Here is a 25,659-nt window from a genome sequence, read left to right on the forward strand (position 1 = left end):
GGATCATCTCCGCAGGGCGACGGGGCCCATCCCCGCCGCTCCGGCGCCCCCGAGCGCCCTCGCTCCTCCTTTCGCGACGCCGCGGGCGATCGCGTTCCAGTCCTCGAACGGCGGGTTGGGGCAGCAGACCCGAACCTGGATTCCCAGCGTCCTGAGGCGATGGCCCAGGCGGGCGGCGGCGTCCTCGCCGACCGCGCCCCGGTCCGCGGCGACCAGCAGGCGCCGGACGTCCGGCGGCGGGGTCCAGGCCGCGAGATTGTTCGCCGACATCAGGGCCCAGCCGGGAAGGCGGAAGCGGTCGATGGCGGACAGGGTGGTGACCACCCCTTCGCCGACCAGCATCTCCTCGGCCGCCGGCGACAGGCGAACCGCCGCGCCAGGCGGCACGACGCCCACCGTCTTGCGGGGCACGGCGAGGCCGACGGCGCCCAGGCCGTTCGGCTCGAGATAGGTCACCTCGACGGCCGTCAGGCCCCCGTCCGCCCCGACGATTCGCGCGACGAGGGCCGGACGCGTGCGCCCGCCGGGCCGGTAGATGGAGACGGGGACGGCGGGATGGAAGCGCAGGTCGAGCGCCCCGTCGCCGCTCTGGACGGCGCGGCGCCGCAGGTAGAGGCACGCGGGATCGGAGGGGCTTAACGGTCGAGCGTCATGCCACAGACGAGAGGCGGTCTCGATGCGCCGCCGGCGGTCCGGCGCCGGGGCCGACACCGGGGCGCGCCCCGCCCCCGTGAGACGCCCGGTATCGTCGATGAAACCCGAACTACGCAGGTGGTCGCGGATGGCCCTCCAGTCCGCCGCGCCGAACCCGTGGATGATGACCCGACCCTGGGAAAGGAGGAGCGAGACCGATCGATCGGCCTGGCTGTGGCCCGGCGCGGGCACATTGGCGCGCAGCCCGCTCTGGTAGAGGTCGCCGCCCAGGGCGGCGACGATGGCGTGAAGGGTCATGACGGCCTCAGAACAGGCCGAGTTGCTTGAAGCTCGCCGTCCCCTGACGCCCCAGGACCAGATGGTCGTGGACCTGGATGCCGAACAGTTTCGCAGCGTCCACGATCTGGCGGGTGACGACGATGTCCGCCTGGGACGGGGTCGGATCGCCGGAAGGGTGGTTGTGAACCAGGATCAGGGACGAGGCGGACAGTTCGAGCGCCCGCCGGATGATTTCCCGCGGATAGACGGGCGCGTGGTCCACCGTGCCGTCGGCGACCAGTTCGTCGCGCAAGAGGTGATTGCGGCGGTCGAGAAAGAGGGTTCGGAACTGTTCCCGGGGCAGATGGGCCAGGGTCGTCCGGGCATAGGCTGTGAGCGCGTTCCAGGATGACAGGACCGGGCGGGCGCACGCCGTGGTCCGCGACAGCCGCACGCTCAGTTCGCGCAACAGCTTGAGATCCAGAATGGCCGCCGGACCAATCCCGGGCAGCCGGCCGAGTTCGGCGACCTCGGCGGCGGCGATATCGCCGAGCGACCCGAACCGATCGACGAGGGCCTCAGCGGTGGCGCCGACCATAGGCGCCGGCAGGCATCGCCCAAGCAGCAGGCCGAGCAGGGCCAGGTCGTCCAGATTTGAGAGCGTTGACGGCTCGGCGGTGAAGGGGGGTGTAGCCGCAAGGGCCGGGTATGCTGGTGCGCGGTCGGGAAGCGATCTCATGGCGACCTCCTGGTCTGCGCTCCCTGATCGGAGCGCCCGCCGCCGCCCTCGCTTTCCCTTTCGATCGATGGCGTCTTGGCGAAGCGGCGGACGCGCTTCACCCTGTGCCCATGAAATGGCTCCTCGTTGTCGCCGGCCTCCTCCTCACCCCCGCCGCTGCCCGCGCCGACCCGTGCGAGGGACGCCTGCCTGACCGGGCCGGCGAGACCTTCTCCGGGCTGGTCCGCTATGTCGGGGACGGCGACGGCCTGTGCCTTGGCCCCACGGCGGACCCCTCGACCTGGATCGAGGTGCGGCTGTCGGACTTCGACGCTCCAGAACTCAACAGCCCGGCCGGTCGCGGCGCCCGGGATCGTCTGGCCAGTCTGGTGCGGGGGCGCAGGCTAACCTGCGTCGCGGTCAGGGGCAGAAGCGGCCGGGTCGTCGTCTACGATCGCGTCGTCGCCGCCTGTCGCCTGAACGGGCGAGGGATTGGCGACCTGCTGCGGGAAGCCGGCGGCCGCGAAGGCGGCAACTAGGACCGACGGCGCGTTCGCTCGGCCTAGGCGCGATCCTCCAGGATCGAGTCCGACCGGCCCCCTATAGCTGACAACCGGGCGGGTGACCGGCCTTTCCGACGTCACGAAAACCATTGCAACTCCAGCCAAGCGACTATCATCGCAGGGCTAGATCGCGGCGCCCGAGCCACTCCTCAACATCGTCTGAAGCGTCGATTCTACCTTGCCGACTGGCGCTCAAGGCGCTCAGCCATAACTCAGGTTCGACGCTGGCCGGTCGGCCCGGGCGACCGACTGTACAGCGCCAAGTTCACCACGAGCTGCCTGTGTATCGCCGCTCCGTCGAGCAGGAAGTTCTGCTCGTAGAACCGACCGTCCCGGATTATGTGAAAACATGTTCGGCGCATTTCACGGTCGCGCCGTTGGGTTCGGCCCCCAACCACGTGGAGATGGAACACCCGTGTGAAGAATATTGCCGCAATCCGATCGTCGTCCATGGCGACATCCTGCAGGTGAAGGTCCTGATGACGGCCTGCATGCGCGCCCACCTCTCTTCTCGCCGACCGGCGGGAAGAGAGACCAAGGCGTCGCGCCCGCGCCCTCGGAAAGGCGCGGGAGCGGTAGAACTCTTAGGCGTGGGCGTTCTTTTCGGGGTTGAACCCGTCCCAACTCTCGAACACGTCCATGAAGCCCGGGACCGTATCCTTGCGGGACCAGTCGCGCTGGAACTCGCACCACAGCTGAGTTTTGCTGATGAGCTTGCCGCCGGCCTGCTCGACGCGGCGCAGCCCGAGCTCATGCGCCGCCACGGAGGTGCCGCCGATCGCGTCGGCCACGACGTAGACGTCGAACCCTTCGCGCAGTGCGTCGAGTGCGGGGAAGGCAAGGCAGACCTCGGTCCACAGCGCGGTCATGATCAGCTTCTTGCGGCCCGTGGCGAGGACGGCTTGCTTGAATTCCACATCTTCCCACGCATTGACCGTCGTGCGGTCGATGACCGGCGTGTCAGGCAGCAGGTCCATAAGGGGTTGAATCGGCGCTTTGTTGAGGCCCGTCGCCACGTTCACCGACGAGTGGATGACCGGGACGTTGTAATTCACGACCGCCTTGACGGTGTGGACGATGTTGAAGAGCAGTTCCTCCTGGCCGATGGACCGGATCGAGCTGACCTGGATCGGCTGATAGTCGATCAGAAGAAAAGCGCAGTTTTGCGGCGTGAGGAGGTGATCGGTTTTCGGATCACGGATGGGTTCGCTAGCCATTACAGATACTCCTGGCGTTGAGATCGGGATGCGCCTGCGCGCAAGCACGCAGGCTGACGACGCCCGGCCGGGTCGGGGGATTGGGGGGAAGCCCGGCCAAGGCGACGATGGGGTCAAGGTAGCCCCCTCGCCTGTCGCCGTCCGCCTGGGCCGGGAGAACTCAGTGTTCTCCAGTCCGGCGCCGCCGCTGGTCAGCCGACGGGCTAGACCTTCCCGGGGGCCCGCCCCTGGCAACCCCGTCACGAGCGGAAACCTGACACGGCGGCGCCGTGCGGACATCGCCCGAGCACCGGTCGCCAAGAAGGCTTCGGCGCGACAACACGAGACCAGAGACCGTCATGACGCTTCAGCGCCCCCGCTCCGCCCCGACCCCCTCCTCAGCCCCGGCCGCCGCCTGGCTGGCGAAGGCGGGCGCGGTCGCCTACGTGATCTGGGGCCTGCTCCACGTTCAGGCGGCGTGGAAGGTCTACAGTCTCGGACAGCAGATGGCGGACGGCATGGAACGCGCGCGCGTTCTGCAGAACGCCTGGAACCTGCTCTGCTTCGCCCTGATAGCGATCGTAGCCGCGGTGGTCCTGAACTGGCGGAACAGTTCACGGGGCTGGTGGATCAACCTCGTGGCCGTGAGCGCCACCGATATCGGCTTCATCGCCTTCGTCCTGGCCCCGGGCTATATGCCGCTATGGCCCGGTCTGCAGGGGCCGCTTTTCTGGTTCGTCGGCCTGGGCCTGTCCACGGCCGCCCTGTTGGAGGCCCGCAAGACCTGAGACGCGACGGCGGCATGGCGCCTCCGGCGGCGATCCTCGCGACGGGACGCTCCCTCTCACGCGGCGGGCGGATCTCTGCAGGAAAGGCGTCCGCAGTTGCTTCAGCGTTCCCGGCCGGCCGTCTCGGTCACGTCACCCGGGGCCCTGCAGCGGGGTGCGGCTCCCCGGGAGCGCCCAGGGGCAGGAGGTAGGCGGCGGCCGGCGCGGCCAGCAAGGCGACAGCGAGCGGCTCGAAGACGAAGGCCATGGGGATCGCCAGACCGTTGGCCGCCAGGGCCAGAAGGTTCTTCAGTCGTCGCGGCCGCGCCAGGCGCCGGACGTGTTCGACCTCCTGATTGTGCCCCGTCAGATCCCGGTTGAGCCACATGAAAGCGGCCGAGGTCATGGCCGAAACACCCGCATAGACCGCGATCGTCAGCGGCGCGGCGCGGCCCTGGCCGATGAAGGCGGCGGCGAAGGGGAAGAGCGACAGCCAGAACAGGAAATGAATGTTGAGCCACAGCGTGCTCGTCCCGACCCGCCGGGCGGAGTGCAGCAGATTATGATGATTGACCCAATAGATGGCGACCAGGGTGAAGCTCAGCCCATAGGCGGCAAAGATCGGCCACAGCGGGGCCAGGGCGGTCAGGCTGGCGGAATCCGGAGGCCGGAGTTCGAGAACCATAATCGTCACGATGATGGCGATCACTCCGTCGCTGAACGCTTCCATCCTGGCGGCGTCTACGCCCGTCGCATTCATGGTCTCGACCTGTTCCACTTCGCCCTCCGGGAAGCGCGACGATAAGCTCGGACAGAACGTCCTGGCGTTCATTTCTGGAGCACGATGAGTTCTGCGGTCCCGCGCGGCTATGGGCGCGCGCCCCCTCTATCCTGGGGCCATCATCCACGCGGCCCGACCGCAGCGAGATCTGCTATGCACAAACTCTATTATACGCCCGGAGCCTGCTCGCTCTCGGTCCACATCTGCCTGGAATGGATCGGACGACCCTACACGGCTGAACGCGTCAACACGACCGATCCCGATTATGCGCGCATCAATCCGTCCGCTGCCGTTCCGGCGCTGGACATCGGGCAAGACCAGGCCCTGACCCAGTGCGCGGCCATCCTGCACTACCTGGCCCGCCGGTATCCGGAAGCGAGCCTCGACATCGGTTCCAACCTCGAGCAGATCGCCGAACTTGAGCGCTGGTCGTCCTTCCTGACGGGCGACCTGCATCCGGCCTTCTTCCCCATCTTCATGCCCCAGCGCTACACCACCTCGACCGACTCGGAGCAACTGGGCCACGTCCGTGAAGCCGGGGTCGCCCTCGTGCGCAAGAAGTTGGCGATCCTCGACAAGCACCTTGAGGGCCGGGAATACATGCTGGGCGCCAAACGGACCTTCGTGGACGCCTATACAGTGCCCATGGTGCGGTGGGCGACCAGTGCTCTGCCGGGCGGCCTCGCCGACTTGCCGGACGTCGCGCGCCACCATGCGCACATGCTGGCAGACCCCGCTGTCCAGCGCGCCATGGCCGACGAAGGTCTGAGCCGTCACTGACGGTACAGCCCGGTCTTCCCATCGCGCTGTGTCTTCGGTGCCAAGGGCAAGACCGGGCCTTTCGCGGGCGAACAGCGGACCGGCGCCCCGGCGCTCGAAGCTGTCCAATGCCGGAACGGGCTTTACACCCGCGGGCGCCGCCATTGGCTCGCCCGCTCAACCTTTTTGCAACTCTGGAGCCCACCCAATGTCGATCGACTGGATCTCGCGCCCGGTTGTGCGCACCCTGGAGGCCAAGCCGGCCATGGACGGGGCGGGCGTTCGCATCCGCAGGGTCTTTCCGACCGAAACCATCGACGACGTCGATCCCTTCGTCCTGCTGGACGAGATCCGGTCCGATGACCCCAGCGCCTATATCGCCGGTTTCCCGCCGCATCCGCACCGGGGCATCGAAACGGTGACCTATATGCTCGCCGGTCACATGCGCCATAACGACAGCAACGGAAACGAGGGCGTCATCGGCGCCGGCGACGTCCAGTGGATGACGGCCGGACGCGGCATCATCCATTCCGAGATGCCCGAGCAGAAGGATGGCCTGATTTGGGGGTTCCAGCTTTGGGTGAACCTTCCGGGGGCCGAAAAAATGAGCACCCCGTCGGCTTATCGAGAGCTGGCGTCCGCTTCGATCCCGGAGGTCAGCGAGAACGGCGCGACTGTCCGCGTGATTGCGGGTCAGTACGGCGGGCGGGGGGGCCCCGCGCCCGGACGCACCGCCCGGCCGCTTTTCCTGGACATCCGGCTCGACGCCGGGTCCGAAGTCCGGGTGCCGATCGAACCGGGACATAGGGCCTTCGCCTATGTCATCGATGGCAGGGTGACCTTCGCCGAGGGCGCCGATGTCGGGACCGGGCACGCCGCGATCCTCGGTGAAGGCTCCGGCGCGCAGGTCTCTGCGCCAGGTGGCGGACGTCTGCTGCTGTTCGCGGGAAAGCCCAATCTCGAACCCATCTTCCGCTATGGCCCGTTCGTGATGACAAGCGAAGACGCCCTTATGGAAGCCGTCTCCGACTTTCGGTCGGGCCGGTTCCTCGATCCGCAGGCCTGACAGCCGACGAACCGCCGGCGGCGAGTTCCACGCTGCGCAGGTCCGCGCAGGCGCCTCGCCGGCGCCGTGCCGGTCAGGCGACCTTCGCCGGCGCGTCTTCAGGCGAACCCGCGGTGTCGCGGGGGGCGTCCCCGAGGGGCGCTTCTGCGGGCGTTCCGGCCTGCGGGTCCTTCGAAGAGGCCGTGGAGGGCATGGCCGCGCCGAACAGGCTGCGGTCCCAGAAGGGATCGTCGCCGAACCGGGAGACCAGGAAGTCGATGAACAGCCTGACCTTGGCCGAAACGTTCCTGCTGGACGGATGGACCACGTGCATTCCGATCGGCTCTCGCCGATAGTCGGTCAGCACCATCTCCAGCTCGCCCTTCAGGATGGACTGAGAGACGATGAAGGTGGGCAGCATGGCGATCCCGGCGCCCTGAATGGCAGCGTCCCGGATCGCATCTCCGTTGTTCAGGACGAGCCGCCCCCTGGCCTCGACGCTTTCGTCGTCCTTGAACATCCAGTAGGTCTTGGGATCGACGTTGCTGTAGGCGATCCCCGCGTGGTCCTTCAGATCAGCAGGGACCTGGGGCCTGCCATGCCGATCCAGATAGGCCGGGCTCGCGCAGCAGACGTGCCGGATGGTCGCAACGCGACGGGCGATCAGGGATGAATCCTTCAGCCGGCTGACCCGCACCGCAAGGTCGAAGCCCTCGCTGAAGAGATCGACGATCCGGTCATTGGTCTCGACTTCCAGTTCCACGCGCGGATTGGCGTCCAGGAACTCGCACAGAACCGGCGCCAGGCAATGCGTCGTCAGGGACACCGGAGCGGCGATCCGAAGGCGACCGACCGCCTCCTGCGATCCGGTCGAGGCGATCGCCTCGGCCTCCTCAAGCTCGGCTAGCAGGCGACGAGCCCGTTCGTAGAAACCCGAGCCGGCTTCGGTGAGCTTGATCTGCCGCGTCGTGCGATCCAGCAACCGCGACCCCAGTCGGTCCTCGAGGTCGCGAATGCGTCGACTGACCGCCGATTTCACTACGCCCAGCCGGTCGACCGCCGCGTTGAAACCGCCGCCTTCCACGACAGCCACGAAGGTTCTCATATCCTCAAAACGGTCGGCCAAATCGTTCCCCGCGCAACTCACCATTCTTCTGCGAAGAGTGTGCTTAGCCGGAGAACGATAGCCTCTTGCCGTTCGCGTTTCAAGGCCGGCAATCGCGTCGACCTCTGGGCCTAGAGGGGAAGGGCGGGGTCTGGCGGCCCTGTGCGATGTGACGCCCCGTCGCTTGCGCTATGGTGACGACCTGGGCGCCGACCGTCAGGGCCTTATGCACGGGGCAGCGTTCCGCCGCCTTCAACAGACGCTCTCGCAGAACCGGTCCTACCCCCTCGGGAAGATGGATGGTGCGCTCGAAGATGTCGGGCGGGACAGCCGCCTTGTCTTTGCGGTGCGTTACCGTCACCGCCAGCGGTTCCACCGCCACGCCCGTTTGTTCGGCCTGCAGTCGCATGGTCATCAGCGTGCACGCGCCCAGGGCGCTGCTCAGCAACTCGAAGGGCGTGGAGCCCTCGCCTGAACCGCCCGACGTCGTCGGCTCGTCCGCCGTCAGATCTGCGGTGGCGGTGCGAATGTGCGTGCGGAACCGTCCGGTTCCCGTCTCCTCCAGTTCGACGGTTCCGAGCGGCGGCCCGACCCTGGCGCCGTGCGTTGGAAGGTATCGCTCGGCCCAGGCCGCGATGACGTTCGCCGCGTAACGTCCGTCGGCCGGCCGGAGCAGAAGGTGGTCGGCCTGATCCAGGGACACGAAGCTTTTGGGATGATGCGCCGCCTGAAAGATTTCCGAGGCGTTGGAGAGGGAGACGATCTGGTCGACGGGCGATTGCAGGACGAGCAAGGCGCGCCGGAGTCCCCGGACGACTATGGCCGAATCCTGCCGCCGTAAATCCTCGACAAACTCTCGTCGGACAGTGAACGGCCCGGCGCCGAGATCGACGGCCGCCTGACCTGTCTCCAGAATCACCTTCAGGCGGTCACCGAGGAGGCCTTCGGCGTGGTCGGGACGAAACGGCGCGCCGATGACCGCCACCGCCGTAACGCCGGGGAGCGACGCGGCGGCCGCCAGCACGGCCGCGCCGCCCAAGCTGTGGCCCACGAGGAGCTGTGGCCCGCGCCCGACCGACTGCATCATCTCGGCCGCCGCGGTCAGGTCCGCGACGCTCGAACTGAAGGTCGACCCGGCGAACTCGCCCTCACTGGCGCCCAGGCCGGTGAAGTCGAACCGCAACACGCCGATCCCGGCGTCGGCAAGCGCCGCCGAAATCGCGATCGCGGCTCTCGAGGATCGCGTGCAGGTGAAACAGTGGGCGAAGAGCGCGTGAGCGCGGGGCTCACCGGTGGAGGGAAGATCCAGGCTGCCGGCCAGCCGCTGCCCGCCCGCGCCGGTGAAAGAGAACGGACGCGTCAGCACGCGATCAGTCGCCCGCCCGCGTCTCGGGCCTGTCGGACCCGGACGCCTGCTCGGTTTTCCAGCGTCCCTGCGCGTCTTCAAACCGGATCGATGCGTCATCGCCGGGCCGGCGTTGTCGCGAGGCCGCGGCGTGCGCAGCCGTCACGGCCGCCTCGCGGACCGGAAAGGTCTCCGAATACGTCCCGCCGACCCGATAGGCCCAGCCCCCGTCGTGGGGGATGATCTCGTACACAACCGTCGCCATCTCTGAACTTCCCGCCAAAATGCGACTATGGCGGCGATCGCCCGATCCGTCGGCGAGCATGCGTGAACACGGCATTCGTGGTTCAAGAACAGTCCTCGTTCTCCCGAACGGAACTCTCGGTTCTGCGAAGATGCGCGGCGATCTGGGGGTGCAGCCGCTAGACTCCGGCTTCCTGCAGGGGCCTTGAATGGACGACATGATCGAACGCTATGAGGGCACGGACGTCACCGTGCTGATCCACCCTCACCGGTGCATTCATTCGCGCAACTGCGTGATGGGTCGGCCGGATGTGTTCGTCCCCAATGCGGAGGGGCCGTGGATTCATCCGGACGCGGCGCCCGCCGAAGAGGTCATCGCGATCGCGCGCAGCTGCCCCTCCGGCGCTATCGCCTATGAACGCCATGACGGCGGCCTTCCCGAAACCGGCCCGGTCGTGAACACGATCAGGCTTCGGGAAAACGGTCCGCTCGCCCTCAACGCTGATCTCGCCATCGCCGGGGGCGGCGCGAGCCTCAGGGCGACGCTCTGCCGCTGCGGGGCTTCGCGCAACAAGCCCTATTGCGACGGAAGCCACCATGACAGCGGCTTCGTGGCGACGGGTGAACCCGAGACGCGGAGGTCCAAGGCTCTGGACGTCCGGAACGAACCGCTGACGGTGACCCCGACCCCGAACGGGCCCTTGATGGTCTCGGGATCGCTGGAGATCCTTTCCGGGACCGGGCGCACGATCGACCGGCTGGAAACGGCCTTCCTCTGCCGCTGCGGCGCCTCGGCGTCCAAGCCCTTCTGCGACGGGAGCCACAAGCGCGTCGGCTTCACGGACCAACCGTGACCGGCGAGGTTCACCACGGTCTCGAACTCGCCGCGCCCCTGGTCTTTCTAGGGGCGGCCGTCATCGCCGTGCCGCTGTTCCGCGTCCTCAAGCTTGGGGCGGTGATCGGCTACATCGCCGCCGGCGTTGTTGTCGGTCCCTCCATCCTGGGGCTGATCGACGACCCCGGCTCAGTCCTCACCTTCGCCGAGCTCGGCGTGGTTCTGCTGCTCTTCATCATCGGCCTCGAGCTCAAACCCAGCCGCCTGTGGGCCATGCGTCGGGACATCGCCGGTCTGGGCCTGGGTCAGGTGCTTGCTTGCTGGGTCGTCCTCGGCGTGGGGCTGTGGGCTTTGGGGCTGTCGCTGCCCGCCGCCGTCATCGGCGGCGCCGGCCTCGCCCTGTCCTCGACGGCCTTCGCCGTCCCCCTGCTCGAAGCGAGAAACGATCTGGCCGCTCCCTATGGGCAACGCGCCTTCGCTATTCTCCTCCTGCAGGATCTCTCGATCGTCCCCTTGCTGGCGCTGGTCGGATTGCTCGGCGAAGGCGGGGCGACGAGCGCGGACGCAACGCCGGCCTGGCTGAGCGTTGTCATGATGATCGGCGCCGTCGGCGCGGTGATCGTGGTCGGCCGCTTCGCCCTCAACCCTCTCTTCAAGATCCTCGCCCGGTCCGGCGCGGGCGAAATCATGACCGCAGCCGCCCTGCTGGTGGTTCTCGGCGCTGCGGCGCTGATGCAGTTCGCCGGCCTGTCCATGGCCATGGGGGCCTTCCTGGCCGGGGTGCTGCTGGCGGAATCGCGGTTCCGGCACGAGCTGGAAGCCGATATCGAGCCCTTCCGGGGCCTGCTGCTGGGCCTGTTCTTCATCGCCGTGGGGATGGGACTGGACCTTCGCGCCGTCCTCGACAATCTTCCCGCCATCCTCCTCGGCGTCGCCGGCGTGATCCTCGCCAAGGCCGGGGTCATTCTCCTGCTGGCGCGATCGACCGGTTCCGGCTGGCGCGACGCCCTCAAGCTCGGCGCGGTGCTTTCGCAGGGCGGGGAATTCGCCTTCGTGCTGTTCGCAGCGGCCGCCGCGGGCTCGGTCATGCCGACCGGGACCGCCGCCATCCTGACCGCTGTCGTCACTCTGTCCATGGCCGTCACTCCCCTGATGGTCGCCCTGGCTGAGAGGATCGCCCGGGGCAGTCCAGGCGCTGACCGCGAAAGCGATTTCCGGGACGCGCGCGGTACGGCGCTGGTGATCGGGTTCGGGCGAGTCGGCCAGGTGGTCTCGCAGCTCCTCATGATGCGAGGTGTCGAAGTCATCATGATCGACAGCCAGGTCGAGGCGATCGACGCGGCCGGTCGCTACGGCATGGAGGTCCACTACGGAGACGGGTCGCGCATCGACCTTCTGAAGGCCGCGGGCGCCGCCAAGGCGGAGCTGATCTGCGTCTGCATCGACGACGCCGCGGCGGCGACGCGGATCGTCGATATCGCCCGCGCCCAGTTTCCGATGGCCAAGCTGTTCGTCCGCTCGGCCGACCGCAATCACGGACTGGAGCTCGCTGGACGCGACGTGGACTACCACATCCGCGAAACCTTCGAGTCGGCGGTGAAACTGGGCGAGAAGGCTTTGGAGGCTCTCGGAATGACGCCCACGGCGCTCGAGGTCCTGGTCAGGACCTTCCGTCAGCGCGACCGTGAACGGTTCGAACGTCAACTGGCCGGCGGCGTCTACGCCGGCCTGGATCTGGTGCAGCGGGAAGCCGCCACGCCTTCACATGAGGACAAAGACGATGGGCGTTCTGGTTGAGGGTCGCTGGACGACCAACGCTGCCGAGTTCGAGGGTGGGGCCTACAAGCGCAAGGCGAGCGCATTTCGCGATGCGGTGACGGCGGCCCCCGATGCCGCATTTCCCGCAGAGCCGGGTCGCTATCATCTCTACGTCTCGCTCGCCTGCCCCTGGGCCAGCAGGGTCCTGATGGTGCGCAAGCTCAAGAGGCTCGAAGACGTCATCTCCGTCACCGTGGTCGATCCGGACATGCTCGAGAACGGATGGACGTTCGGAGACCAGCCGGAGCCGATCAACGGGTTCCGCTTCCTCCACGAGGTCTATTCGGCGGCGGATCCGACCTATACCGGCCGCGTCACCGTTCCGGTGCTCTGGGACCGGAAGTCCGGATCCATCGTGAGCAATGAGTCGGCGGAAATCATCCGCATGCTCAACTCGGCGTTCGATGCCTGGGGCGACGCGGACCTCGACCTCTACCCGGCCGACCTGGCTCAGGAGATCGATGCGCTCAACGACGTCGTCTACGACACGGTCAACAACGGCGTCTACAAGTCGGGCTTTGCGCGGTCGCAGGCCGCTTATCAGGACGCCGTCTGGGCGCTGTTCCAGACTCTGGAGAGGCTCGAGGACCGGCTTGCCTCGCGACGGTATTTGATGGGTTCGCGCTTCACAGAGGCCGATGTCCGGCTGTTCACGACCGCAGTCCGCTTCGACCTCGTCTACTACAGCCATTTCAAATGCAATGTCCGGCGCTGGGCCGACTTTCCCAACCTCGACAACTGGCTGCGGGACGTCTTCCAGATGCCGGGTGTCGCCGAGACTGTCGATCTCGACCAGATCAAGCGCCACTATTACTTCAGCCAGCGCTGGGTGAACCCCTCGGGGATCATCCCCGCCGGTCCGTCGATCGATCTGCGCGCTCCGCATGATCGCGCGCGGTTCGGCAGACGGTGATGCGGCCCCCCTGCGGCCAGCGGTTACGGTTCATCATCCGTCCGCTTTCGAAACATCCGGACCTCTGAGGTGGATATCGAGGCGCTGCGCTGCTTCGTGGAAGTCGCCGATACCGGGGGCGTGTCTTCCGCGGCCCGACGGCTCGGGGTGGCGAAGTCGATCGTCAGCCGCCGTCTCCTCGGGCTCGAGGCCGAAGTCGGCGTTCAACTGCTGACCCGGACCAGCCGAGGGACGTTGCTGACCGAGGCCGGGGCCACCTTCCGGGACTACGCCGCGAGGGTCTGCGCCGAGATGGACGTGGCGAGGGAGACCATTCTGCCCAAAGGCGATCTTCGCGGCCGCCTTCGGGTGGCCGCGCCTCTCGCCTTCGGCCCCACCCATGTCGCGCCGGTCCTCGCCGAACTGGCGCGTCGCCACCCCGAACTCAGCGTTCAGGCCGCCTATACGGACCGGTTCGTGGACCTCGTCGCCGAAGGCTACGATTGCGCGATACGGATCGGCTACCTCCAGGATTCCAGTCTGGTGGCGCGACGCATCTCACCCGTCGACGTCAAGCTGATGGCCAGCCCGGCCTATATCGCCGCCCACGGCGCGCCGGAAAACCCCGACGAACTGGTCGCTCACGAGGCCCTGATGCAGGGCTCGGAAGCGTGGCGGTTCCTGGATGGGGAGACCGTGCTCACGGTTCGTCCCCAGGGCCGCTTCAAGGCCGACAACGGAATGGCGCTGACGGCCGCTGCGGTCGCCGGCCTCGGCCTGGCCTATCTCCCCACCGTCTTCACCGGCGAACACGAGGCGAAGGGCGCCCTGGTTCCGATCATGACCCGTTTCCCGCCGCCGCCTGCCGGAGCCTACGTTTTGCGGCCGCCGGGCCAGCATCCCGAGCGCAAGATCCGCGTGCTCAGCGAGTTGCTGATCGAGTTCTGGCAGGAGTCGAACCCCGACGCGGCGATCGCCATGGCCCGTCCGGGGCCGCGGCGCTTTTCGGTCACCGCAGCCGCATAGGTCGAACCGACAGGCAGGGACTGACCCCTTCGCCAGGCCAGCCAGTCGCCTGTGGGGAATCGACGCCATCGATATGGCGGACCGTTCAGGCGGCGCCGCGAAGGCCTGACGGCGCCGCGCCAGGTCGCCGCTAGAACAGGGCGACCTTGAAGTCATCCAGGCACGCCGCCAGACCGGGCGTGCTGATCAAGGGCAGGGCGGAGATCTCGCCCAGCTTGGCCACGGAGCGCTCGAAGACTGCGATGTTCAGCCCTCCGTTGAGACGCGACGGGTAGTAGATCCCATCCACGCTTCGGGGATGCTCATGGAAGGCGAGCGACCATTTGCGCGCCAGACCCTGGCGGGAGTCGCGCGCCACATCGGTCGGTATTCCCATGCGGATGAGATTGTCGCCGGTCAGGTCGATCAGGGTCAGCGGCTGCTCCGCACGGATCGACGCGTAGTTGCGGGAGCGCAGCTCGGACTCCGCCATGTCAAGGTCTGCGCCGATCCCGTCTCTCCGATCGCGTAGCACGGCTTCGAGGAAGCAGACCTTCAGCGAGGAGCCGACGTAGAGCACCCCGTACCGGCTCTCCGCCTTGCGCCCGGTTCTCGGGTCGCTGAAGCGGCTGCGCGTCTTGCCAAACCCCAGCGGATCCGGATAGCGCGCGTCATAAATCCTGCCGAAGGTCTCGCCCGGCTGAACGACGTGCAGGTCGAGCGTCTGCGCATTGAACGCGTGAGGAGGAGCGACAGCAGCCATGGGTCAGGCGAAATCCCCGAGGCCCCGGCCCCTCGCCGCCTCGATGAGGTCCTCGTCACGACCTTCCGCCATGACCTCGCGACCCGCGCGGCCGTCGAGCGCCGACTGCGGCCGGGTCAGGAACAGGAACACGGCCCATGGATCATCCCCGATCACCTCGAACAGACGCGGTATCACCGCATAGGGCCGACCCGCATCGTTGATCTGCCAGTCCGGATACCGAAGACCGCGTTTGGCGCGCTCCAGGCCCAGCACCGCCCTCGCCTTGCGCCAGGTATTGACCGTTTCCCGGGTCACGCCGAGCCGGTCGCCAAAGGCGTCCGCGCTCAACATGTCCTGACCGTTCAGCACAAGCGCCGCGCGGGCATCACCCCGCGCGCGGGCCCGGCTCAGGGCGCCGTCGAGATCCTCGGCCGGAGCCGGGGCGACGTCGGCGACGCTGGCGGGCGGCGTCACCGGCATGCGCCGCAGATCCACGGTCCCGTCAGGGCGCACCACGACATGCATGGAGACGCCGCGGCCGGCCTGGAGGCTACGGGCCAAGGCGCGGCGATAGAACGCCCTCAGCCGCTCTGGCACGACGTCGTCGTCCGGCCCGTGAGACACATGCCTGTAGAGCGGCTTCTTCGCGGACTTCGCCGAAACCTCCTCGGCAAAAGACGGAATCGCAGTCTTGCCGGGCTTTGCATGCCTTGAGACGCCGGACTCCAGAAACGCCTTGGTCTTGGCGACCTTGGCGACCCGGCTTCGCACCGGCTTGAACTGGCCATGGCGCTGCGGCTGCGCGGGCGTGGACTTGTTGGTGGCCATGCCGACAAGATGGCGCGCGCATCCTCGTTCGTCAAGTTCGTCAGATTCGAGGATTGGCATGAAGGCGACATTGCCCCCGGCAAGCTCCCCCTTGGCGCATGTAAACCCGCGCCCAAGGTCGTCCGTCAGACGCCCGTCGACGGCGAGATGCGCGCACTGTCCGGCAAGGGGGTGAACTCCAGATCATCGGCGTCCGGCAGCTTGATGCGTCCGGCTTTCCAGTCTTCCGCCGCCTGGCGGAGACGGTCCGGCGAGGACGACACGAAATTCCAGTAGAGATAGCGTTCGCCGACCGGCTCTCCGCCCAGGACCATCACAGTCGAAGGCCGCTCTGCGCGCAGGGATGAGGCGGCCGCCCCAAGGACCGCCATCTGCCCTGCGCCGATGGATCGCCCGCCCACGGCGACCTCGCCGCTGGCGACATAGATGGCCCGCTCGCTGTGGCCGGCGGGAATTTCCGCCGACGCTCCGGCGTCGAGATCGAGATGTACGTAGAAAAGCGGCGAATGGGTGCGCGCGCTGGCCGTCAGGCCGTAGGCGGCGCCGGCGATCAGATGGCCGCGCACGCCTGCCGGATCCCAGGACGGCAGATCGCGGCCTTCGTAGTGATCGAAGGCGGGGTCCGTTTCCTCGTCGCCGGTCGGGAGCGCCACCCAGGCCTGGATGCCGTGAAGATGATCTCCGACCGCGCGCCCCTTCTCAAGACGCTCGCTGTGCGTGATGCCCCGGCCTGCCGTCATCCAGTTGACCTCGTTCGGCCGAACGGCCTGTTCGTAGCCAAGGCTGTCGCGGTGCATCATCTCCCCCGAATAGAGGTAGGTGACGGTCGACAGTCCGATATGCGGGTGGGGGCGGACGTCTACCTCGCGGCTGACGCCGGCCGCGACGTCCATCGGGCCCATGTGGTCGAAGAAGATGAAGGGCCCGACCATCCGGCGCGTCTCCGAAGGCAGCACCCGGCCCACCTCCAAGCCTCCGCCGAGGCTGCGGCGCCTCTGATCGATCACCAGTTCAATCATGTCGCTCTTTCCCCTGACCTTGGCGCCGCAAGCGCCTTGTCAGGCCTCCCACGATGGCGGTGCGGGGGTCATGCCATTCCTCATTCCCGGGGGGAATGGGCCGCGGCGCAACACTGCGTTGCGGATTGCGGAACATCCGCGTTCGATGACACTTCGCCTGATCGGCCAGGGCACGCGCTTGCGGTCGAAGCGCGGCTCGGATCGCACGCCCGGGTCAGTCGGCGCGGTCGGGACCTCTGACCTCGAGCCCGGTCCACCGGGCGGCGAACGCCCACATGTCGGCGGTCTCCTCAATGACCTTGTCGAGCGGCCTGCCCCCGCCGTGGCCCGCCTCAGTCTCGATCCGGATGATCCTCGGCCGGTTTCCCAGGTCCGCCGCCTGGAGGGCGGCGGTGTATTTGAAGCTGTGCCCCGGCACGACCCGGTTGTCCGTGTCGGCGGTCGTGACCAGGATCGCCGGATAGTCGTTCCCGGAACGAATGGCGTGGTAGGGCGAATAGGCGAAGAGCGCCCGGAAATCGGCCTCGTTCGCCGGGTCGCCGAACTCCGTCACCCAGAGTTGCCCGCCGGTGAAGCGATTGAACCGAAGCATGTCGAGCACGCCAACGCCCGGCAGGGCCGCCGCAAACAGGTCGGGGCGCTGGTTGATCACCGCGCCGACCATCAGCCCGCCATTGGATTCTCCCTGGACGGCGATCCCGTCCGCCCTGGCGATGCCGCCGCCTCGGAGGTCTTCCGCCGCGGCGATGACGTCGTCGAACGCCTTCTGGCGATTGGGTCCGCGCGCCGCCTCGTGCCAGGCCTCACCGTATTCCCCTCCCCCGCGAATATTGGCCACGGCGACCACCCCGCCCTGCTCGACCCAGGCGAGCTGCAGCGCGGAAAAGAACGGGACGTTGGCGATGCCGAAGCCGCCATAGGCTTGCAGCAAGGTCGGGGCCGGGCCTGTGAGGTCGCGCCTGCGGACGATGAACATCGGCACCCTCGTGCCGTCACTGGAGACGTAGAATCTCTGCAGGACCTCTATCCTGTCCAGGTCAGCCGGAACGTCAGGTCTGGCCCACACAGCGGCGATGTTGGACGCTATGTCGTAGCGGTACACGTTGACCGGCGCGTTGAAACTCGTGAAGATGAAGAAGCTTTCCGACTCCCGGGGATCGCCCTGAAAGCCGCCAGCGCTTCCGACACCCGGCAGGCCGATCATCCCGTCCGGCGTCCCGTCGAGCCGGTAGCGCCGCAGTTCCGTCTTTGCATCGACGAGATTGGACGTGATCAATCGACCTCCAAGCAACCAGGCGTCGTTGAGAACAGAATCCCGTTCAGCGACGACGTCGCGGAATAAGGGGCCTGCGCCGGCGAGCTCGATGCTGACGATCTTGCGCCGTTGCGCGCCTTGGGTGGTGACGGCCAGAAGCGAGGTTCCGACATTGTCGATCACGCTCCATTCGTGATCGTGGTCAGCGATGATCGACCGGGGAGTCCATCGGGAGTCCTCCAGGTCAACGACCGTCAGGGCGTTGCTGCCGGCCCCCTTCAACGTCGAGATGGCGAGGTACCGGCCGTCCGGCGTCACGTCGATGTAGTGGACCTGCCCCGGCTCTTCCGGCGTGGCGAACACCGGACGGTCGGCCGATTGCGGCGTGCCGAGCGCGTGGAAATAGACCGCGTGGTTGGCGATGCCGGCCTCGAAAGCCGCCCCCTCGTCGGGCTCGGGGAAGCGGATGTAGAAGAAGCCGGACCCGTCGTTCAGCCATTCGATCTGGGTGAAGCGGGCCCATTTCACCTCGTCCTCAAGCACCGCGCCGGTGCCGACGTTCATCACCTTGAGCGTGCGCCAGTCGGTCCCGTTTTCCTGGACCGCATAGGCGACATGCGACCCGTCGCCGGACGGAGCCCAGTCCGCGAGCGCGATTGTCCCGCCCGATGACCAGTCATTGGCATCGATGAGCCTGCGGCCGGCTCCGTCCAGGGTATCGCGCACGTACAGCACGCCCTGATTCTCCCGGGCGGACTGACCCATGTAGAAATACCGCCCGCCCCGCTTCTTCGGCGCATGGATCTGTTCGTAGTCGAACAGCTCGGTCAGCCGTTGCCGGAAGACGTCGCGCCCCGGAAGGGTTCGCAGATAACTCTCCGTGAGCTGGTTCTGCGCCTCGACCCACGAGGCGACTGCCGGGTCGGTGCGGGCGTCGTTTTCAAGCCAGCGATACGGATCGGCGACCCGCTGACCGAAGTAATCATCGACAACCTCACCGCGGACGGTGTTCGGGTAATGAAGCGCCATGGTCGCGCCTTCCTTGTTGGCGGTGCAGCTGGCGAGGACGGTCGCCATCATCAGGCTGAGCGCCGCGCGCATCAGGGGATCTCCAGGGCCTTGAAGCCAGGAAAAGCGATCAGAACGCGGCCGTGAGCTGAACGAGCCCGAACGCCACGTCGTCGCCGCCTGCATTGCGGATGCCATCCAGCGCCTCGGCGCGAAGGATCGATGTATAGAGCTCGACGCCTGGCCGCACGGACCACCGCGCCGACGCTTCCAGGAGGACCGCCGAAAGGCGATCGCCGGACGGCGGCGTGGCCAGCGGCCTGCCGGGGCTCGTATAGATCGCGTCGGACGTATCGTATCGACCGGTTAGCGTCACGTCCGCCTGCAGCGTGACCGCGCCGAACCTGCGCTGCGCATTGACCTGCGCATTGATCTGGTTCGCATAGTAGTAAAGCGGGGCATCGCCGAAGGCGCCCAGGTTCGGGTAGAGCGGATCGAAGGTGTTGAGCTCGCCATCCCCGGCGTCGCCATCCCCGCTCGCGACGCTGAACTCCGCCCCGATCCGGGTCGGCGATCCGGGCGAGGGCCGCCAGCCGTAATCCACCGCCATGCCCCAGGCCGAGACGCCCTGCTCCCCGACTTCGCCAGTCTGCGCGACGATCTGGACCTCAAGGTCGGACCGGTCGCCATCAGCCGCATAGCGGAAGCCGTAGCTCTGGCGCCGTTCCTCGCCGACGGCCGAAGCATAGCGCGCGAGACGTCGGCTCCGCTCGAACGCGAACAGGCTCCAGACCGGCCCGTCTTGCTCATGCGGCAAGGCGATGCTGACGCCGCCGAAGGTCTCCCCCGGCGTCGTCCGGTCGTCGAACGCGTCCGGCTGATTGAGCACGGGGCTGACGTAGAAGCCGGTCACTGCCCATCCGTGGGCCTCGACATCGACCCGTGCGCCGTCAAAGGCGCGGCGCAGGGTGACGCCGTCGCGCAGCGCGACCAGACGATTGTTCAGGCTGAGCTCCTGCCGGCCAAGCCTCAAGGAGACCGACCCGCCGTCGAACTGGACGGGAACGTCCACAAAGGCCTGGGCCAGATCCGGGTCGCTCTCGTCGAACGCTCGCGGGCCCGGCTCGCGCCCGTCCTGACCCGCCGCCGAAAGCTGTACGAACAGGCGCGGCCCGGCTTGCGTGCGCAGGTCTGCATGGAGAAGCGACCGGTAGGCGAGAACACCGTAGTCCGGGCCGTCGCCGATCCCGAAATCGACGCTGTCCAGACCTTCCGCCCGCGTGCGGAACTCGCCGCCCACCGTCAGCCAGATAGCTCCGTCAGCGGCCAGCGGCACATAGCGCAGGGCTTCGAGACCTGTCCGGGGACTGTCCGCCAGGTTGCGGCAATCCTCGGTCCAGCGGTTCAGCTTGACGGCGCAGGTCTCCGGTTCGGGGGATGGCTGAGCGAGCGCCTGGCTCGCGACCAGGGCCAATGCGACCCCGGCGCCGCTGGACCAGACCCTCATTCCATGCCCGCCCGCGGTTCACCCGGCGCCGACGGGTCGGTCGCATAGGCCGGATTGTGGCTGACGGGCGACCAGGCGGGCAGGACAGGCAACGGCGCCGGAGCCAGGGCGGAGAGCGCCCCGGTCGCGTGGATCACGTCGCCGCCGACCACGGTCAGGACAGACTCCAGCCCTGCGATGTCACCCGGTGCCACGCTGAAATAATCGGCGCTCAACAGGGCGAAGTCGGCCTGCTGGCCGGACTTCAGGATCCCCTTGCGATCCTCCTCGCCGGAGAACCATGCGCTCCCCACCGTGTGGGCGCGCAGGGCCTCCAGGCGCGTCAGACGGTTCTCGGGTCCGTACAGAACCCGGCCGCTGGCCGTCTCCCCGGTCACCAGCCAGTGGAGGGTCACGAACGGGTTGAACGTCGACCCTCGCGGTGCGTCCGTTCCGAGGCCGAGCGGCACGCCGGCATCCAGGATCCGGCGAACCGGCGGCGTGCGGGCCGCTTGCTCGGGGCCATAGCGGGCGACGAAATCATCGCCAAGCATGCGCATCCGGCTCTGGACCGCGATCCCTCCGCCCAGCGCCTTGACCCGTTCGATGTTGCGGTCGCTGATGGTCTCGGCATGATCAATGGAAAAGCGCAGGCCCTGAAGCGGCGTGTCGCGATTCACCTCCTCGATCACGTCCAGGATCACAGAGACGGTCTCGTCGTAGGTGGCGTGGAGAGAGAACGGCCAGCGCTCCTTCACCATCAACTGGACCACTTCCTTCAACTTGACACGCGCCGCCTCTGGAATGTCGGGCCGCGGGGACTGGAAGTTCTCGAAATCGGCCGCCGCCCAGACCAGGTACTCCCCGCCGCCGTGAAGCTCGAGTTCGTCCTCGACAACGCCGAAGCTGCGTCCGGCCCGGCTACCAGCCGTCCAGGTCTGGAAGTCCTCGAGCTCGCGGCCCGGGCGCTGCGCGAACAGATTGAACGCCGAACGGATCGGCAGCAGCCCCTCGCCCGCCAGACCTATCGCGACGTCATAGTCGTCCGGATAATCCTGCCCGCCGCCGCCCGCGTCGATGGCGCTGGTCAATCCATAGCGCGCAAGCGTGCGGTACTGCTGCAGGGTCGAGTTGCGCTGCTCCTCCGGCGACAGGGCCGGGAGTTTGGCGACGCTCTGGTACATCAACTGGGGATGGGGATCGGCGATCAGAACTCCGGTGAGCTCCCCGCTCGCATCGGTCTCCAGCCGGGTCCCCTCGGGAGCCGTGGTATCCGGGGTGAAGCCCAGCGCTGCGAGCGCCAGGGTGTTCACGATCGCCTTGCTGTAAAAATACTGGACATAGACCGGCCGGTCGGGCGAGGCGGCGTCCAGTTCCGCCTTGGTCGGAAGCCGCTTTTCGGCGAACTGCCAGGGCGTCCAGCCCCCGATGACCCGCACCCACTGCCCTTCCGGCGTGCGAGCGGCCTGCTCGCGGATCAGGCGCAAACCCTCCGCCAGCGTCGTCACGCCGTCCCAACGGAGCTCGGCGTTCCACGACAGCCCACCCCGGATGTAGTGGGAGTGAGAGTCGTTGAGCCCCGGAATCATTCGCCGGCCGCCTGCATCGACCACGCGCGTGTCCGGCGCGCGCAGTCGGAGGATCTCGGCGTCGTCGCCGACCGCCGTGATCACGCCGTCGTCAACCGCGAGCGCAGTGGCTTCGGCCCGCGCGGGGTCCAGCGTGGTGATCCGCGCGTTATGGACAATCAGATCCTGCGCCTGCGCCGCCGGGGACCCGAGGGCGGCGGCGACAGTGAGCGCGAACAGGGCCCGGCGATTGAAACGGCTCATTGAGCGCCCACCTCGGCGTAGGTTTTTGGAATGTTGACCTGGGTGTGGATGAACGGGAAGACCTTGTACTGACCCCATGCGGCCGCCATTCGCTCGGTCACCCGCGCTTGCGTCTGCTCGGACGTCAGGCCTTCCGCCTTGGCGGACGCGACCTCGCGCTGCAGCTCTTCGAGATAGGCGATATGGCGATCCACAGCGCCCATGTCGGTCGGCACGCCGTGGCCGGGCACGATGATCGTGTCGGCCGGGAACTCGGCCCTGATCCGCCGCAGCGTCGCGGTGGCGTCGGCCACGTGACCGTCCAGCAGCCACGAGAAGGAGGGGCCGCCGCTCAGGATGGGGTTGCCCGTGAAGAGCACCTTGTCGGACGGGACGTAGACGAACAGATCGCCCTGCGACTGCGCAAAACCGAGATGCATGACGCGAACGATCTTGCCGCCCAGATCAATGTCGCGGGACTCGCCGTCCTGGAAGAGGATTTCGGCGCTTTGCGGCGTGAGCTCCGACAGACCTGACTCAGAGCCGAAATTCTGGCCCATGAAGGCTATGTCTTCTTCGAACTTGGTCTGCACATAGGTCTGGGTGTTGGTGTGCTGGATGACCTGCGTGGCTTCCGGCAGAAACTGGTTTCCGTAGGAATGGTCGCCATGATAGCTCGTGTTGACCGCGTACTGGATGGGCGCCGCACTGCGTTCGGCGACGAGCGCCAGCAGCTGATTGGCGAGATTACGGTTGATCATGGTGTCGATGAGCAGGACGCCGTCGCGCCCGACGATGAACCCGCCCGACGTCGCTGCGGGGGTCCCCTCCGCGCTCCTTCTTTCCGCGTCGTCCGGGAAGACGGCGAAGACGCCCGGGGCAATCTCGCGTGACATGAGCGCTGTCGCGGCGGGCGTCCACACCAGGTTTGGATCTTCGGGGGCGCGGGCGGCCGCAGCGCGGGCGTAGGCGGCGCTGGCGTGCTCAGGGGACCCAACGGTCTGGGCTTGCGCGGCGCCGGCCGCCGTCAGCGCTGCGGCGAGCGCGGCGGGCACGAGATAGGATTGAAGTTTCACGCTGAGCAGCTCCCGATGAATATCTGCTGGCAAGGTAGCCGTCTGGGAGGCCAAGCGGGGCACCGGGTTCGGGAACTCATTGTGCGTAGAGAGAGAACAATCCGCCGTTCAGTCCACTCTCTTGGTGGACCAGGAAGCGCTCGGTCGCATGTGCGTAGGCCCGGACTAATTTACGGACATACAGACCGCGAGAAACCGTGATGGTCACCCTAAACGGCGCGCACGGTCAGTTCGTGGAGCACTCAGGCGCGGGAGGAACAATGGTCCACAGTGGCTGGCTGGAAAAGTTCTCTCTGGACCGCCCCCAAGGCGAGGGCGAAGCATCGAGCGGCGCTGGCCGCGGGTTCACCGCCTTCCGGGCGAACCTACGATCCTTCGCGATTGAGGGCGTGGCCCTCGACATCGACCAGGTAAGAACGCTGGATCTCGGCGCCGCGGTCGAAACCAAGTGGGTGCTAAGCTGGCCTGTGCTCGCCCACCTCGATGAGATGGCCGTCGGGATCGACGACGTAACACCGGCGTTCGTCGCCATTGGGCAACGGCGGGGTCAGGAATTCAGCACCCCGTGCCGACCATTCACGATAGACGGCGTCGATATTGGCGACGCGCACGTTCATGAAGGCGGACACGGCAGCGTTCGGCGCGGGCGTCGCCAGGGCAATGTTTGGCTTATCGGGCGTAGTCCCGCCGCCGGGGTTCATGATGATCCAGATGTTGGCAAAACGGACGACAGCCGGGTCAGCGGACCGCGTGATCGTCGCTCCAAGGACATCGCGGTAAAAGCGCGCTGATCGCTCGACGTCTGCAACGACGAGGAACAGCGTCGCAACCAGACCGGAATCCGGCGCCGGAATACCTTTGACTTCTCTTGTCATCAGATACCTTCCATCAACGGGTGCAGATTGTTCTGCGTCTGTTGCGGGCTAAGGAACGCCCTGTAACCAGCAACGCCGCGTTGACCGGCGGCGGGCCGCGGGAACGGTCGGACAGCAATCAGGCCTCTCTCGTACCCAGAAGATCCGTGGGGTATGGCCAACGCCGCTTCGTGACAACGAAATGCCACCTCCGCCAAAAGAGCTTTGGGCATTCCGAAAACCGGAGCGACCACCGGAGCCGCTCAGACCTTGGCTTTTACAGAACTCAGGATTTCGCGACAGGACGGGGCCTGCGGGGTGCTCCGGTCCGGCATTCAAGCGACCGATCCCAATCAGCCGTCGATGCCGCAGCCTCAAACGTCGATTGCAAGAATTCGAGGAGCGCCGCCTCTGGGTCTGGGGCCTTCCGGACAAGTTCGTAAGGCAACAACCATTCGCCAAGCTCTTTTGAAAACCCCGCCCCATCGGGCCCCACAACGGCCTCTGCAAAGCCGTCAGGAGCCGGATAGGCGTAGGAATAAAATGAAGCCTCCGGATGGTTCTCATCTCCCGGCCAGAAGCCGGCGCTGCTGACCTCGTAGTCGTAGGCTTCGCGGGCGATGGCGTCTGGCAGGCCGGGCACCCCGCCTGGATGGACCGGAGCGCTACGGCCCGAGAAGCGGGTGACCGCCAGGTCAAAGCTCCCCCAGAAGAAATGCACGGGGCTGGCCTTGCCGACGAAGCCGGTGCGGAAGCGCTTGAAGACATGGTCAATCGACAGCAGTGCGCGCCAGAACCGCCGCGCCGCTTCTCCGTCGTAGGCGAAATGGATGCGATCCTCGGCGAAGGGGGTGGCGTCCGCGATCTCGCTCGGAATGCCGTCGAAGCGCGGGTCGACGCCAATCGCTTCAAGTGCACGGATCAGCTTGGCGTGGAAGTCGGCCATGGACATGGGTTCGAGCCGGAACCCGGTGTCGGCATGGTCTGAGCTTCGAAGCAACAGCCGGTCCTGAACAAGGTCAAACTCAATCTCGAACGCCGATCCGGCGGTGTGAATCATCGACGTCGTCAATCCGCTGGCGCTGACGTAGAGCGGCACGTGCCACGAGTGGTTGAGCCAGGGCTCATGCGCCACCCGGACCTTACCGACCATCTGCGTCCAGAGCCTGAGCGTCATCAGAGGGTCGCGCCACTACGCGTAGTCAAGCGCAGGCCATCGATCGTCGCGGTCAGTCATGGCTGGTTCTCCTTGAAGCAGCATTATCACCTACTGCGGAGCGCGCGGCCGAGGATAGGAGAACAACGCGTTCTTCTCCTGCGTCCGGGTATTTACTCTGATTTCACTCTGGAGTCCGACCGCTCGGTCCCTCGCCGATAGGTCGCAAAACTCCCGGTTGAGAAGTCAGATACTGCCCGACGCAGCCCTTTCCCTCCCGATGGACGGCGCCCAGCGCGACTGGCCGCTGCCGCCACGGAACAGACTTGCCGACCGCGGATTTCTTTCCAGCGCGACCAGCGGACCGGCTCGTTCGGACCAGATCAGATCGTCTCGTCAATCGTCACCTGATCGCGTCAGCGCCTCTGCTGGATACA

General features: G+C 67.0%; 24 protein-coding genes. 8 read left to right on the plus strand and 16 right to left on the minus strand.

All coding sequences use genetic code 11. The features are described 5' to 3' along the window. Positions 1–3 precede the first annotated feature (3 nt). Together AC3ISA_RS03725 and radC are read right to left on the minus strand one after the other, a co-directional pair. Positions 4–951 (minus strand): DUF7146 domain-containing protein, encoded by a 948-nt coding sequence (locus tag AC3ISA_RS03725; protein WP_084375473.1) that lies wholly within the window; start codon positions 949–951, stop codon positions 4–6. A 7-nt stretch (positions 952–958) separates the two neighbouring features. Beyond that, positions 959–1,651 carry a RadC family protein gene (radC, locus tag AC3ISA_RS03730; RefSeq protein ID WP_084375474.1) on the minus strand — a complete coding sequence of 231 codons (693 nt, stop codon included), beginning with the start codon at positions 1,649–1,651 and terminating at the stop codon, positions 959–961. Between the two features lie 110 nt (positions 1,652–1,761). Between radC and AC3ISA_RS03735 the strand changes: the two genes are divergently transcribed. Continuing rightward, complete coding sequence (locus AC3ISA_RS03735) at positions 1,762–2,169, plus strand: thermonuclease family protein (protein WP_066629757.1); 408 nt, start codon at positions 1,762–1,764, stop codon at positions 2,167–2,169. A gap of 608 nt (positions 2,170–2,777) precedes the next feature. Here AC3ISA_RS03735 and AC3ISA_RS03740 read toward each other — a convergent pair. Beyond that, a complete protein-coding gene (locus tag AC3ISA_RS03740) occupies positions 2,778–3,410 on the minus strand; it encodes a hydrolase (RefSeq protein WP_489179387.1) in 633 nt (210 codons plus the stop codon). Positions 3,411–3,748: 338 nt separating this feature from the next. On the opposite strand from AC3ISA_RS03740, the gene AC3ISA_RS03745 reads away from it, so the two are divergent. After that, positions 3,749–4,177, plus strand: coding sequence for a hypothetical protein (locus AC3ISA_RS03745; RefSeq protein WP_489179388.1), 429 nt, complete (start codon positions 3,749–3,751; stop codon positions 4,175–4,177). 127 nt (positions 4,178–4,304) lie between these two features. Here the strand turns inward: AC3ISA_RS03745 and AC3ISA_RS03750 are convergent, their stop codons facing one another. Next, on the minus strand, positions 4,305–4,934 hold the full coding sequence (locus tag AC3ISA_RS03750) for a TMEM175 family protein (RefSeq protein ID WP_489179389.1): 630 nt from the start codon (positions 4,932–4,934) through the stop codon (positions 4,305–4,307). A gap of 156 nt (positions 4,935–5,090) precedes the next feature. On the opposite strand from AC3ISA_RS03750, the gene AC3ISA_RS03755 reads away from it, so the two are divergent. Both AC3ISA_RS03755 and AC3ISA_RS03760 read left to right on the plus strand, forming a co-directional pair. Beyond that, positions 5,091–5,717 (plus strand): glutathione S-transferase family protein, encoded by a 627-nt coding sequence (locus tag AC3ISA_RS03755; RefSeq protein ID WP_489179390.1) that lies wholly within the window; start codon positions 5,091–5,093, stop codon positions 5,715–5,717. Between the two features lie 187 nt (positions 5,718–5,904). Continuing rightward, on the plus strand, positions 5,905–6,762 hold the full coding sequence (locus AC3ISA_RS03760) for a pirin family protein (protein ID WP_489179391.1): 858 nt from the start codon (positions 5,905–5,907) through the stop codon (positions 6,760–6,762). Between the two features lie 73 nt (positions 6,763–6,835). On the opposite strand, the gene AC3ISA_RS03765 is transcribed toward AC3ISA_RS03760, so the two are convergent. From AC3ISA_RS03765 to AC3ISA_RS03775, 3 genes are read right to left on the minus strand one after another with little or no spacing between them, the layout of a single operon-like run. Beyond that, positions 6,836–7,891 (minus strand): LysR family transcriptional regulator, encoded by a 1,056-nt coding sequence (locus AC3ISA_RS03765; protein WP_489179392.1) that lies wholly within the window; start codon positions 7,889–7,891, stop codon positions 6,836–6,838. Positions 7,892–7,946: 55 nt separating this feature from the next. Beyond that, positions 7,947–9,212, minus strand: coding sequence for a bifunctional alpha/beta hydrolase/OsmC family protein (locus AC3ISA_RS03770; protein ID WP_489179393.1), 1,266 nt, complete (start codon positions 9,210–9,212; stop codon positions 7,947–7,949). A gap of 4 nt (positions 9,213–9,216) precedes the next feature. Beyond that, positions 9,217–9,456, minus strand: coding sequence for a DUF2188 domain-containing protein (locus tag AC3ISA_RS03775; RefSeq protein ID WP_489179394.1), 240 nt, complete (start codon positions 9,454–9,456; stop codon positions 9,217–9,219). A 187-nt stretch (positions 9,457–9,643) separates the two neighbouring features. On the opposite strand from AC3ISA_RS03775, the gene AC3ISA_RS03780 reads away from it, so the two are divergent. From AC3ISA_RS03780 to AC3ISA_RS03795, 4 genes are all read left to right on the plus strand, one after another. Further along, positions 9,644–10,288 carry a CDGSH iron-sulfur domain-containing protein gene (locus AC3ISA_RS03780; RefSeq protein WP_489179395.1) on the plus strand — a complete coding sequence of 215 codons (645 nt, stop codon included), beginning with the start codon at positions 9,644–9,646 and terminating at the stop codon, positions 10,286–10,288. Beyond that, positions 10,285–12,066: a monovalent cation:proton antiporter-2 (CPA2) family protein gene (locus tag AC3ISA_RS03785; RefSeq protein ID WP_489179396.1), complete on the plus strand. Its 1,782-nt coding sequence runs from the start codon at positions 10,285–10,287 to the stop codon at positions 12,064–12,066. Before AC3ISA_RS03780 ends, AC3ISA_RS03785 begins: the two co-directional genes overlap by 4 nt. Then, the gene (locus AC3ISA_RS03790) at positions 12,050–13,000 is read left to right on the plus strand and encodes a glutathione S-transferase family protein (protein ID WP_489179397.1); all 951 of its coding nucleotides are present in this window, start codon (positions 12,050–12,052) and stop codon (positions 12,998–13,000) included. Before AC3ISA_RS03785 ends, AC3ISA_RS03790 begins: the two co-directional genes overlap by 17 nt. Before the next feature lie 69 nt (positions 13,001–13,069). Continuing rightward, a complete protein-coding gene (locus AC3ISA_RS03795) occupies positions 13,070–14,005 on the plus strand; it encodes a LysR family transcriptional regulator (protein WP_489179398.1) in 936 nt (311 codons plus the stop codon). A gap of 130 nt (positions 14,006–14,135) precedes the next feature. On the opposite strand, the gene AC3ISA_RS03800 is transcribed toward AC3ISA_RS03795, so the two are convergent. From AC3ISA_RS03800 to AC3ISA_RS03840, 9 genes are all read right to left on the minus strand, one after another. Beyond that, positions 14,136–14,747 (minus strand): RES family NAD+ phosphorylase, encoded by a 612-nt coding sequence (locus AC3ISA_RS03800; protein WP_489179399.1) that lies wholly within the window; start codon positions 14,745–14,747, stop codon positions 14,136–14,138. Between the two features lie 3 nt (positions 14,748–14,750). After that, a complete protein-coding gene (locus tag AC3ISA_RS03805) occupies positions 14,751–15,557 on the minus strand; it encodes a hypothetical protein (protein ID WP_489179400.1) in 807 nt (268 codons plus the stop codon). 125 nt (positions 15,558–15,682) lie between these two features. Next, positions 15,683–16,576, minus strand: a complete 894-nt coding sequence (locus tag AC3ISA_RS03810) for a pirin family protein (protein ID WP_489179401.1) — start codon at positions 16,574–16,576, stop codon at positions 15,683–15,685. A 214-nt stretch (positions 16,577–16,790) separates the two neighbouring features. Next, positions 16,791–18,932, minus strand: a complete 2,142-nt coding sequence (locus tag AC3ISA_RS03815; protein WP_489179402.1) for a prolyl oligopeptidase family serine peptidase — start codon at positions 18,930–18,932, stop codon at positions 16,791–16,793. Between the two features lie 37 nt (positions 18,933–18,969). Next, positions 18,970–20,346, minus strand: a complete 1,377-nt coding sequence (locus AC3ISA_RS03820) for an alginate export family protein (RefSeq protein ID WP_489179403.1) — start codon at positions 20,344–20,346, stop codon at positions 18,970–18,972. Beyond that, positions 20,343–22,157, minus strand: a complete 1,815-nt coding sequence (locus AC3ISA_RS03825) for an amidohydrolase (protein WP_489179404.1) — start codon at positions 22,155–22,157, stop codon at positions 20,343–20,345. Before AC3ISA_RS03825 ends, AC3ISA_RS03820 begins: the two co-directional genes overlap by 4 nt. Beyond that, positions 22,154–23,245 (minus strand): MBL fold metallo-hydrolase, encoded by a 1,092-nt coding sequence (locus AC3ISA_RS03830; protein WP_489179405.1) that lies wholly within the window; start codon positions 23,243–23,245, stop codon positions 22,154–22,156. The genes AC3ISA_RS03825 and AC3ISA_RS03830 overlap by 4 nt, the downstream gene beginning before the upstream one ends. Positions 23,246–23,667: 422 nt before the next feature. After that, a complete protein-coding gene (locus AC3ISA_RS03835) occupies positions 23,668–24,087 on the minus strand; it encodes a VOC family protein (RefSeq protein WP_489179406.1) in 420 nt (139 codons plus the stop codon). A 265-nt stretch (positions 24,088–24,352) separates the two neighbouring features. Beyond that, a complete protein-coding gene (locus tag AC3ISA_RS03840; protein WP_489180071.1) occupies positions 24,353–25,246 on the minus strand; it encodes a DUF5996 family protein in 894 nt (297 codons plus the stop codon). Between the last annotated feature and the right edge of the window lie 413 nt (positions 25,247–25,659).

The organism is Brevundimonas sp. KH_058 (assembly GCF_057838505.1).

Bases quoted from the DNA above. Each gene is read 5' to 3' on its own strand.
- AC3ISA_RS03725 (WP_084375473.1), bottom strand. From the start codon at position 951: ATGACCCTTCACGCCATCGTCGCCGCCCTGGGCGGCGACCTCTACCAG.
- radC (WP_084375474.1), bottom strand. From the start codon at position 1,651: ATGAGATCGCTTCCCGACCGCGCACCAGCATACCCGGCCCTTGCGGCT.
- AC3ISA_RS03735 (WP_066629757.1), top strand. From the start codon at position 1,762: ATGAAATGGCTCCTCGTTGTCGCCGGCCTCCTCCTCACCCCCGCCGCT.
- AC3ISA_RS03740 (WP_489179387.1), bottom strand. From the start codon at position 3,410: ATGGCTAGCGAACCCATCCGTGATCCGAAAACCGATCACCTCCTCACG.
- AC3ISA_RS03745 (WP_489179388.1), top strand. From the start codon at position 3,749: ATGACGCTTCAGCGCCCCCGCTCCGCCCCGACCCCCTCCTCAGCCCCG.
- AC3ISA_RS03755 (WP_489179390.1), top strand. From the start codon at position 5,091: ATGCACAAACTCTATTATACGCCCGGAGCCTGCTCGCTCTCGGTCCAC.
- AC3ISA_RS03760 (WP_489179391.1), top strand. From the start codon at position 5,905: ATGTCGATCGACTGGATCTCGCGCCCGGTTGTGCGCACCCTGGAGGCC.
- AC3ISA_RS03765 (WP_489179392.1), bottom strand. From the start codon at position 7,891: ATGGTGAGTTGCGCGGGGAACGATTTGGCCGACCGTTTTGAGGATATG.
- AC3ISA_RS03775 (WP_489179394.1), bottom strand. From the start codon at position 9,456: ATGGCGACGGTTGTGTACGAGATCATCCCCCACGACGGGGGCTGGGCC.
- AC3ISA_RS03780 (WP_489179395.1), top strand. From the start codon at position 9,644: ATGGACGACATGATCGAACGCTATGAGGGCACGGACGTCACCGTGCTG.
- AC3ISA_RS03790 (WP_489179397.1), top strand. From the start codon at position 12,050: ATGGGCGTTCTGGTTGAGGGTCGCTGGACGACCAACGCTGCCGAGTTC.
- AC3ISA_RS03800 (WP_489179399.1), bottom strand. From the start codon at position 14,747: ATGGCTGCTGTCGCTCCTCCTCACGCGTTCAATGCGCAGACGCTCGAC.
- AC3ISA_RS03805 (WP_489179400.1), bottom strand. From the start codon at position 15,557: ATGGCCACCAACAAGTCCACGCCCGCGCAGCCGCAGCGCCATGGCCAG.
- AC3ISA_RS03810 (WP_489179401.1), bottom strand. From the start codon at position 16,576: ATGATTGAACTGGTGATCGATCAGAGGCGCCGCAGCCTCGGCGGAGGC.
- AC3ISA_RS03815 (WP_489179402.1), bottom strand. From the start codon at position 18,932: ATGCGCGCGGCGCTCAGCCTGATGATGGCGACCGTCCTCGCCAGCTGC.
- AC3ISA_RS03820 (WP_489179403.1), bottom strand. From the start codon at position 20,346: ATGAGGGTCTGGTCCAGCGGCGCCGGGGTCGCATTGGCCCTGGTCGCG.
- AC3ISA_RS03825 (WP_489179404.1), bottom strand. From the start codon at position 22,157: ATGAGCCGTTTCAATCGCCGGGCCCTGTTCGCGCTCACTGTCGCCGCC.
- AC3ISA_RS03835 (WP_489179406.1), bottom strand. From the start codon at position 24,087: ATGACAAGAGAAGTCAAAGGTATTCCGGCGCCGGATTCCGGTCTGGTT.